The sequence below is a fragment of the Blastomonas sp. genome, assembly GCF_041747255.1.
Classification (GTDB): Bacteria; Pseudomonadota; Alphaproteobacteria; order Sphingomonadales; family Sphingomonadaceae; genus Blastomonas.
The window spans coordinates 1-8203 of the sequence record NZ_JBGTFM010000367.1 but is presented as its reverse complement, the minus strand read 5'-3'; the positions used below and the strand labels follow the sequence as shown (position 1 = coordinate 8203).

General features: G+C 62.8%; 8 protein-coding genes and 1 pseudogene. 4 read left to right on the top strand and 5 right to left on the bottom strand.

Going from position 1 to position 8203, the window contains the following annotated elements:
• The 3 genes and pseudogenes from ACEW8G_RS12510 to ACEW8G_RS12500 form a co-directional block, all read left to right on the top strand.
• Positions 1–412 (top strand): annotated as a pseudogene (locus ACEW8G_RS12510) (hypothetical protein); the annotation flags it as partial.
• A gap of 165 nt (positions 413–577) precedes the next feature.
• A complete protein-coding gene (locus ACEW8G_RS12505) occupies positions 578–1855 on the top strand; it encodes an amidohydrolase family protein (RefSeq protein ID WP_373488745.1) in 1278 nt (425 codons plus the stop codon).
• 119 nt (positions 1856–1974) lie between these two features.
• Complete coding sequence (locus tag ACEW8G_RS12500) at positions 1975–2316, top strand: hypothetical protein (RefSeq protein WP_373488744.1); 342 nt, start codon at positions 1975–1977, stop codon at positions 2314–2316.
• Positions 2317–2379: 63 nt separating this feature from the next.
• On the opposite strand, the gene ACEW8G_RS12495 is transcribed toward ACEW8G_RS12500, so the two are convergent.
• Positions 2380–3567 (bottom strand): VWA domain-containing protein, encoded by a 1188-nt coding sequence (locus ACEW8G_RS12495; protein WP_373488743.1) that lies wholly within the window; start codon positions 3565–3567, stop codon positions 2380–2382.
• A 147-nt stretch (positions 3568–3714) separates the two neighbouring features.
• Between ACEW8G_RS12495 and ACEW8G_RS12490 the strand changes: the two genes are divergently transcribed.
• Positions 3715–5115, top strand: a complete 1401-nt coding sequence (locus ACEW8G_RS12490; RefSeq protein WP_373488742.1) for a methyl-accepting chemotaxis protein — start codon at positions 3715–3717, stop codon at positions 5113–5115.
• Positions 5116–5267: 152 nt separating this feature from the next.
• Here ACEW8G_RS12490 and ACEW8G_RS12485 read toward each other — a convergent pair whose 3' ends face one another.
• From ACEW8G_RS12485 to ACEW8G_RS12470, 4 genes are all read right to left on the bottom strand, one after another.
• The gene (locus tag ACEW8G_RS12485; RefSeq protein ID WP_373488741.1) at positions 5268–6188 is read right to left on the bottom strand and encodes a S41 family peptidase; all 921 of its coding nucleotides are present in this window, start codon (positions 6186–6188) and stop codon (positions 5268–5270) included.
• A gap of 29 nt (positions 6189–6217) precedes the next feature.
• Positions 6218–6409 (bottom strand): hypothetical protein, encoded by a 192-nt coding sequence (locus ACEW8G_RS12480; protein WP_373488740.1) that lies wholly within the window; start codon positions 6407–6409, stop codon positions 6218–6220.
• Between the two features lie 213 nt (positions 6410–6622).
• Positions 6623–7465, bottom strand: coding sequence for an AAA family ATPase (locus ACEW8G_RS12475; protein ID WP_373488739.1), 843 nt, complete (start codon positions 7463–7465; stop codon positions 6623–6625).
• Between the two features lie 99 nt (positions 7466–7564).
• The coding region (locus tag ACEW8G_RS12470) for a hypothetical protein (RefSeq protein WP_373488738.1) at positions 7565–8203 on the bottom strand (639 nt) is incomplete at its 5' end.

Below are 8203 nucleotides of genomic sequence, written 5' to 3'. Positions count from 1 at the left end.
GGGCGTGCTGTCGCTCTCGGTCAAGCTGGTCGACGGGCGGCGGCTGCACGCCGATGCCGCGCTGCAGGTGGCGCAGGACAGCCCGGCGTTTCTTGCTGTGCTCGATGCGCTCTGGCAGCAGCTGGTGACGCCGCTGGCGGGCGCGCCGATCCAGAAAGTGGGGGTGACGCTGGGCCGGTTACAGCCCGAGGGCAAGGTCCAGCCCGATCTGTTTGCTGATCTGACCGGGGCGGAGCGCAGCCGCGAGGAGGCGGGGCGCAGCCTGTCCCTGTCGTGCGCGATGGACCGGCTGAACACGCGCTACGGGCGCGACACCGTGCTGATCGGCGTCGTGCCGTCCGAGGGGCGCAGTTTTTCGGGCGCCAAGATCGCGTTCAACCGCATCCCCGAGCCGCAGGAGTTTCTTGAATGAACGCCAAGCGCTTGAAAAGACTGTCCTGCACCCGCGCATCGTGCCAGACTGGCAGCGAAGCGACGCGATCCCAGGGGGTCCGCGCGGGGTGCCATGACAGGGGTAAGCAATATGGGCGGTTTCTTGGGTTCTGGACTGTGTAAACTGCGTAAACTATGTCCATCGGTGTTGACACTCGCCGCGGCTCTGGGGGCCGTATCCACGCCCGCCCTCGCGCAGGAGGCCGCGCCGACCCGCAGCGTGATCACCGCCGCGCGCATGGTCGATGTCACCACCGGCAAGGTGATCGATTACCCGGCGGTGTTCACCGAGAACGGGCGCATCACCTCGATCGCCGATGCGCGCACGGTGCGCTGGGGATCGGACGTCACCCACATCGACCTCTCGGGCAAGACGCTGCTGCCCGGGCTGATCGACATGCACGTCCATCTCGATGGCTCGCCGCGCTATGGTGGCTACTCCAGCCTGCAGTTCACCGACCGGTTCTGGACCGTGGTCGGCGTCGCCAATGCGCAGGCGATGCTCAGCGCGGGCTTCACCACGGTGCGCAACGTGGGGTCGGATGGCTACAACGACGTCGCGCTCAAGCAGGCGATTGACGAGGGCTGGGCGACGGGCCCGCGCATCGTGCCTGCCGCGCATGCGCTGGGCGCGACCGGCGGCCATTGCGACCAGACCTATCTGCCGCCCTCCTACGCCGCCAAATCAGTCGCGGTGGGCGATGGCGTGGTCGAACTGCGCCAGAAGGTGCGCGAGCAGCGCAAATACGGGGCCGAGGTGATCAAGGTCTGCGCGACCGGCGGGGTGTTCTCACGCAACACTGAACCCGGCCAGCAGCAGTTGTCAGAAGAGGAGCTGCGCGCGATTGCCGATGAGGCGCACCAATGGGGGCTGCAGGTCGCAGCGCATGCGCACGGCGGCGCGGGCATCAAGGCGGCGATCCGCGCCGGGATTGACACCATCGAGCACGCCAGTCTGGTCGATGACGAGGGCATCCGGCTGGCGGTTGAGCGCCAGCGCCCGGTGTGGTTCGCGATGGACATCTTCAACACCGACTACACTCAGGCCGAAGGCGCCAGGAACGGCGTGTTGGAGGACAACCTGCGCAAGGACCGCGAGATCGCCCAGATCCAGCGCGACAACTTCCGCAAGGCGCACCGTGCCGGGGTGCGGATGGTGTTCGCATCAGACGCTGGCGTGATGCCGCACGCGACCGCTGCCGGCCAGTTCCGGGTGATGGTCGAATACGGCATGAGCCCGATCGAGGCGATCCGCGCCGCGACGGTCAACGCGGCCGAGGCGCTGGGCAAGTCAGCCGATGTCGGCAGCATCGCGGTGGGCCGCTTTGCTGATCTGATCGCAGTTGAGGGCGATCCGCTGGCCGATGTGACGGTGCTCGAGACGGTCTCGGCGGTGGTCAAGGGCGGCGCGCAAATCCGATGAGTTGACATCAAAGCCAGTGGTAAAGCGCCTCGGACAGGCGTAAATGCGGTTGTGTCACAGAAACGTCATGTGACGGCAATGCAGGGGCGTCACGCACCCTGCCACTGGGGAGTGATGACATGAGTCTGACATTGATCGCGGCCATGGCCATGGCGATGACGCAGGGTGATCCGGTGGACGCCACGCGCAAGACCTATAACGACTGCCTGACAAGCTACACCAACGAGAGCCTTGAGGCCAAGAAGCCGGTCTCAGCCTTCACCAAGGACGCACGCGAAGCCTGCGCCACACAGCGCGAAGCCTTTGCCGGCGCGATGGTCAAGTCTGAGATGCAATACGGCGGCAAGAAAGCCGAAGCCGACACCTATGCCGCCGAGGAGGTCTCGATGGTGGTGGAGAGCTTCATCGCCAACTATGGCGACTACCTCTCCAGCAACGCGCGGATGGGTGCGCCAAAGTAGGCGGTGTTGACACCCGGTCGGGTGCCTTCGGCCGGCAGCAAGTCGGGGTGTCGCCATCAGTCGTCAGTGCCCGTGCTTGCGGCCTAGCTCGCGCATCGCATCGTCGAGTCCTTCGAGGGTGAGCGGATACATGCGGTCGTTGACCAGGTCCTTGATCATCCGCACGCTCTGTGAATAGCCCCACTGGTCCTCCGGCACAGGGTTCAGCCAGGCGGTTGCGGGATAGGTGTTGGCGACGCGCTGCATCCACACCGCGCCTGACTCGTCGTTGAAGTGCTCGACCGACCCGCCGGGATGGCTGATCTCATAGGGGCTCATCGATGCATCGCCGATGAAGATGACCTTGTAGTCGTGCCCGTACTTGTGGAGGATGTCCCAGGTCGGGGTGCGCTCAGTGAACCGGCGGCGGTTGTCCTTCCACACGCCTTCGTAAAGGCAGTTGTGGAAGTAGAAGAACTCGAGGTTCTTGAACTCGGCGGTGGCAGCTGAGAACAGCTCCTCGCACAGCTTGATGAACGGGTCCATCGATCCGCCGACATCCAGGAACAGCAGCAGCTTGACCGCATTGTGCCGCTCGGGGCGCATCCGGATGTCGAGCCAGCCCTGGCGAGCGGTGCCGTCGATGGTGCCGTCGATGTCGAGCTCTTCAGCAGAGCCTTCGCGGGCAAAGCGGCGCAGGCGGCGCAGCGCGACCTTGATGTTGCGGGTGCCGAGCTGACGGGTGGCATCGAGGTTCTGAAACTCGCGCTTCTCCCACACCTTGATCGCCCGGCCATGCCTGCTTTCGCCGCCGATGCGCACGCCTTCAGGGTTGTAGCCGGAGTTGCCATAGGGGCTGGTGCCACCGGTGCCGACCCATTTGTTGCCGCCCTGATGGCGCTTCTCCTGCTCCTCCAGCCGCTTCTTCAGCGTCTCCATGATGTCTTCCCAGGAACCCAGCGCCTTGATCTTCTCTATCTCCTCTTCAGACAGGTACTTCTCGGCCACCGCCTTCAACCAGTCTTCGGGAATGGTCGCGGTATCATTGCCCTGAAAGGTCATCTCAAGGCCCTTGAACACCTTGGCAAACACCTGGTCGAACCGGTCGAGCAGGCCTTCATCCTTCACCAGCGTGGCGCGCGAGAGATAGTAGAACTCCTCGGTGCTGCGGTCGATCACGTCGCGTTGCAGCGCCTCAAGGAGCAGCAGGTGCTCTTTGAGCGACACCGCAATCCCGGCGCTGCGCAGTTCATCCATGAACGAGAAAAACATGGGCACAGCCTTTACGTTAACGTTAGTGGAAACGATGCCCTGCCACAGGCGATCTGGCAAGCGATTGCGCCTTGCACGCTGCACTTTACGCCGCGTTAACCATGTTGGGTTAGCGATATCAGGTCATTCTCTCGAGAACGGGGCTACATGCAGCGCAACCAAAAATTGGTACCGGAAGGTCAGGCCATTCAGCAGATGGCCGAGAGTTGCGGCCAGTCGGTGATTGGCTGCAGCCAGGTTGCGGGCATCCTGCATGATGTGCGCCAGCGCATGAGCCTGCTGGGCGAAAAGCGCTCCGATCTTGAACAGATCGCCCACAACCTGGCCGTCGAGCAGGAACAGGTGGTTACTGCCACCCACACAGCACACCAATTGAGCCAGTCCGCGCGGGTGAACCTTGCGACCAGCGCAGAAACCATGCGCTCTTCGGCCGCGGAGCTGCAAGATCTGATCGCGTTGATCATCGGCCTTGGCGAAGATGTCGCCCGGTTTGCCGGGGCCATGGATGATGTGCGCACCGCCAGCCAGACCATCGATTCGATCGCGCGGTCGACCAACATGCTGGCGCTGAACGCTGCGATCGAGGCCGAGCGGGCAGGGGCGGCTGGCGCCACGTTCGCGGTGGTGGCTGCCGAGGTCAAGAAACTGGCGCAGGATACCCGCCAGGCCACCGACCAGATCGCGACGACAATGCTGTCGCTGGGGGTTGAGGCGGGGCGCTTCGTCGGTCAGGTCGAAAAAGGCGTCGAACAGAGCCGCAATGCCCAGCGCCATTTCGAAACCATCAACCAGTCGATCAGAACCGCCAGCGAACTGGTTGAGGAGGTCGACCGCAAAACCGATGCCATCGCCGATTCGAGCGCCGGGGTGCGTTCCAATTCGGGCGAGCTTTACGACAACCTGTTTGCATTTATGGGCGATGTGCGCGGATGCAGTGATCAGCTTGAACTGGCTTTGGGCAGCACCGAGGAGCTGGAGGACACCACCAACCTGATGTTCAACCAGCTGTTGCACACCGGGCTGTCACATGCCGACAACGGCTTTCTCGATATCGCGCTGGCGGGGCGTGACGAGGTCAAGGCGCTGATCGAAGCGGCGTTGCGCGATGGCAGCCTGACCAATGCGGAACTGTTTGACCGGACCTATACGCCGCGCGGTGAGCCGGGGCTCGACCGCTATGACAACGCATTCAACACCTGGGCCGATACGCATATCCAGCCCATCCTTGATCGCTATGACAGCCCCGAGATGATCACGCATTCGGCGGTCATCACCAATCAGGACGGCTATCTGCCCACGCACCTCAGCATCCGCAGCGAACCGCCCACGGGCGATGCCGCGCACGACATGGCGCATTCACGCAACCGGCTGAAGCTGCTCGACAAGACAACCGCCGAGGCCGTGCGCCGCCGCGATGAAGCCTTCTATGCCGCAGTCTATCGGTTCGAAACGGTATCCGGCCACCCGCAGGTGCTGCGCAACATCTTCGTGCCGCTGTGGATCAACGGCCGCTACTGGGGCAATTTCGAACTCGCCTACATCCGGTGATGTGGAAAGATCAGTCGCGCGTAAGGCGCGTCGACGATGGGGAGACGGCAGGGTCTGGCTTGACGACGGATACGGGTTGGAATGTAGGCATACGTCCAACATGCATGCGCCTGTATGTAAAAACCTAAATGGTTGCGCCTAAAGCCGGTTACCTAAGGCTCGGACACTATTGCAAGTGCCCTTTCAAGCGCCTGATCGCGTCCGTCGCATAGTGCAGTTGCATCCACGGGCACCTCTACATCTGGCTCAATTGCACGATCACCATAGTCTTTTCCGTCGGGAGCCCAAACTCCAGCGGTGGGCACTCGCACTTGCCAGCCCGGCGCAAACTCGAGGCGATCTGCGCTAAGCAAGGCGGCCTGACTGCGCCGTCCAACCAGCGTTGCTTTGCTTCGGAGCTTCATGACCCAAGCAAATCCCTCTGCCGCGCTAGCTGTTTCAGGCCCAATCAATATCGCCACAGGTCTGTCATACCGCCTGTCTGCCAGATCTTCGGTCCATAGGGCGGCTGCCCCGCCATTATCCTTCAATGCCGCCCCAACTTGGGCCGACGTGTAGATACGATCAGCGCGCGGTGCTGCGCGGGCTTCTGCCGGCGTCGGGGTGTGGCCGAGCCGCTGTAAATAATCTCGACCGAGCAGGATCAGGCCAGGCGCTGCCTCGCCGGTGAAGTAGCTCGCCAGCCGCATCGCCGATGCGTTGCCACCTTGGTTTGCGCGCAGGTCGATCACAAGCCCTGCCGTGTTCTTTAGTGTCGACATGGCTTGATCAGCCAGTGTCGCGCCGTCATCGTCAAATGCGTCGATCCGAAGGTAGCCCAGTGTCTTGCCTGGAGCCGTCCTGATCCGCTGCCAGTGAAAGCTCGGCTCTGGCGGAGGCCACCCGGCTGCCTCCCTTCGAGCCATAATCGTCGGCTCTCGTCCCCCGCAGTCCAGAACGCGCACTTGTGCTGATGTTGAGAGAATCCCCGGCAGCGTCGTTTCATCAAGCAATCGAAAACCAGGCCGCAGCCCCTGGGCCCGAGCGTGCGATAGCGCGGCCACCTCGACGATTACGTCTCCCTCCAGGACCATTGGCGGGCGAGCTTGGGGTGCGGTGGAGGTTAGCGCGTAAACGTCGCTATGTGACGCCTTGAGCGTTTCATCATCTCATTCGCGAGCCGCTTAAACTCGGCATCGTCGCGCACCGCCTTGGCACGGAGGGCATACTGATCAGTAACCCTTGCCCAGTCGAGCCCTCGCATATGCGGATCGTAAAAATTGTCGGCGACTGTTTGTCCGAGTGCCCGGATCATTCCCGGATAATCCGGTCGCGTAGCCCCTATCAATAGCAAAGCTGCGATCACTGATATTCCGAATCTCATAAGCAATCCCCCCACTTGCATTCATGCCTTATCCGGCAAGCCGGAAGCAAGCGGAGGTTGTACAGAACGCCTTGGCATTATTGCTCGCAATACGGTTGTAACCGGAACGCCTGCCTCAACTCACTCGCAGCGGGCCGTCCAGGCTCAACCGTTGCGGCGGGTCATGAAGGCGAGGCGTTCGAACAGCATGACGTCCTGCTCGTTTTTCAGCAGCGCGCCGTGCAGTGGCGGGATCGCCTTGCTGGGATCGCGCGATTGCAGCACCTCAAGCGGCATGTCTTCGTGCAGCAACAGCTTCAGCCAATCGAGCAGCTCGCTGGTCGAGGGCTTTTTCTTAAGGCCGGGCACATCGCGCACGTCATAGAATATCTCCAGCGCCTTCTGCACCAAGATGGTCTGGATGCCGGGGAAGTGGACGTCGATGATCGCCTTCATCGTCTCGCGATCAGGGAACTTGATGTAATGGAAGAAACAGCGCCGCAGGAATGCGTCGGGCAGTTCCTTCTCGTTGTTCGATGTGATCACCACGATGGGCCGTTCCTTGGCCTTCACCAGCTGCTTGGTTTCGTAGACAAAGAACTCCATCCGGTCGAGTTCCTGCAGCAGATCGTTGGGAAACTCGATGTCGGCCTTGTCGATCTCGTCGATCAGCAGCACGGGCAGTTCGGGCGCGGTGAACGCCTCCCACAGCTTGCCCTGCTTGATGTAGTTGGCGATGTCGTGGACGCGCTCATCGCCCAACTGGCCATCGCGCAGCCGCGCCACCGCGTCATATTCATACAGGCCCTGCTGTGCCTTGGTGGTCGACTTGATGTTCCATTCGATCAGCGGCGCGTTGGCGGCGCGGGCTATCTCATAGGCCAGCACGGTCTTGCCGGTGCCGGGCTCGCCCTTGACCAGCAAGGGGCGGCGAAGGGTGACGGCAGCATTGACCGCAACCTTCAGATCATCGGTTGCCACATAGTCGCTGGTGCCTTCAAAACGCATGGGGGAGCCTCGCTGTCGCCGGTTAACTGTTCGGTTAAGCGATAGGGGGCAGGAGACCGCTTGGCAAGCGTTCAGCGGAACATTTGCTTTACGTTAGCGTCAAAGGCCGTCGAGGGTGCGACGGCTCTGCGCGCGCTCATCCAGCATGTCCCAGAACTGGCGGTGCTGGAGCAGCATCTGCGATGCGCCAAAGGCGATGGCGCGACCGATCATCGGCTCGCTGCCAATCTGCGCCGCCAGGGCGCGGGTTTCGGCAGCGTCGGGCAGGGTGCATTCGCGCGGGTCCAGTCCGGTGCGCGCAGCGATACGATCGAGCGCGGGACGGATCGTTTGCCAGTCGATGGCGAGCGCAAATGCCGCGCCGATGGCGCAGCCCTGACGATCCGATTGCGACAGCGCATTGAGCGCGCCGCGCAGGTTGATGATCGCAGGCGTGCATCGGTCCTGGCCCGGCGTGCTGCTGATGGGTCCGGCGGCTACGGTCAGCCGGGCAAGCAGTGCGCGCTCACCGACAAAGGCCTCACACGCGGCGGTCAACCAATGGCCGACAGACGGGTCGGCGCTGCGGGTTGCGGCATAATCGATCAGCCCCGGATAGCGGCCGTGCAGCAGGCACAGATAATGTGCGACATCGGCCAGATCGACCGCGCGCGGCGGCGCGGCGCGGTCCGCCAGCCCAACCACGAAGCGATGCCCGCCGCTGCCTCCCTGCGCCAGCGCCTCGTCCAGCGAACGCGG

Coding starts and splice junctions, on each gene's coding strand:
- ACEW8G_RS12500 (WP_373488744.1), top strand. CDS start 1,975: ATGAGTCTGACATTGATCGCGGCCATGGCCATGGCGATGACGCAGGGT.
- ACEW8G_RS12495 (WP_373488743.1), bottom strand. CDS start 3,567: ATGTTTTTCTCGTTCATGGATGAACTGCGCAGCGCCGGGATTGCGGTG.
- ACEW8G_RS12490 (WP_373488742.1), top strand. CDS start 3,715: ATGCAGCGCAACCAAAAATTGGTACCGGAAGGTCAGGCCATTCAGCAG.
- ACEW8G_RS12485 (WP_373488741.1), bottom strand. CDS start 6,188: ATGGTCCTGGAGGGAGACGTAATCGTCGAGGTGGCCGCGCTATCGCAC.
- ACEW8G_RS12480 (WP_373488740.1), bottom strand. CDS start 6,409: ATGATCCGGGCACTCGGACAAACAGTCGCCGACAATTTTTACGATCCG.
- ACEW8G_RS12475 (WP_373488739.1), bottom strand. CDS start 7,465: ATGCGTTTTGAAGGCACCAGCGACTATGTGGCAACCGATGATCTGAAG.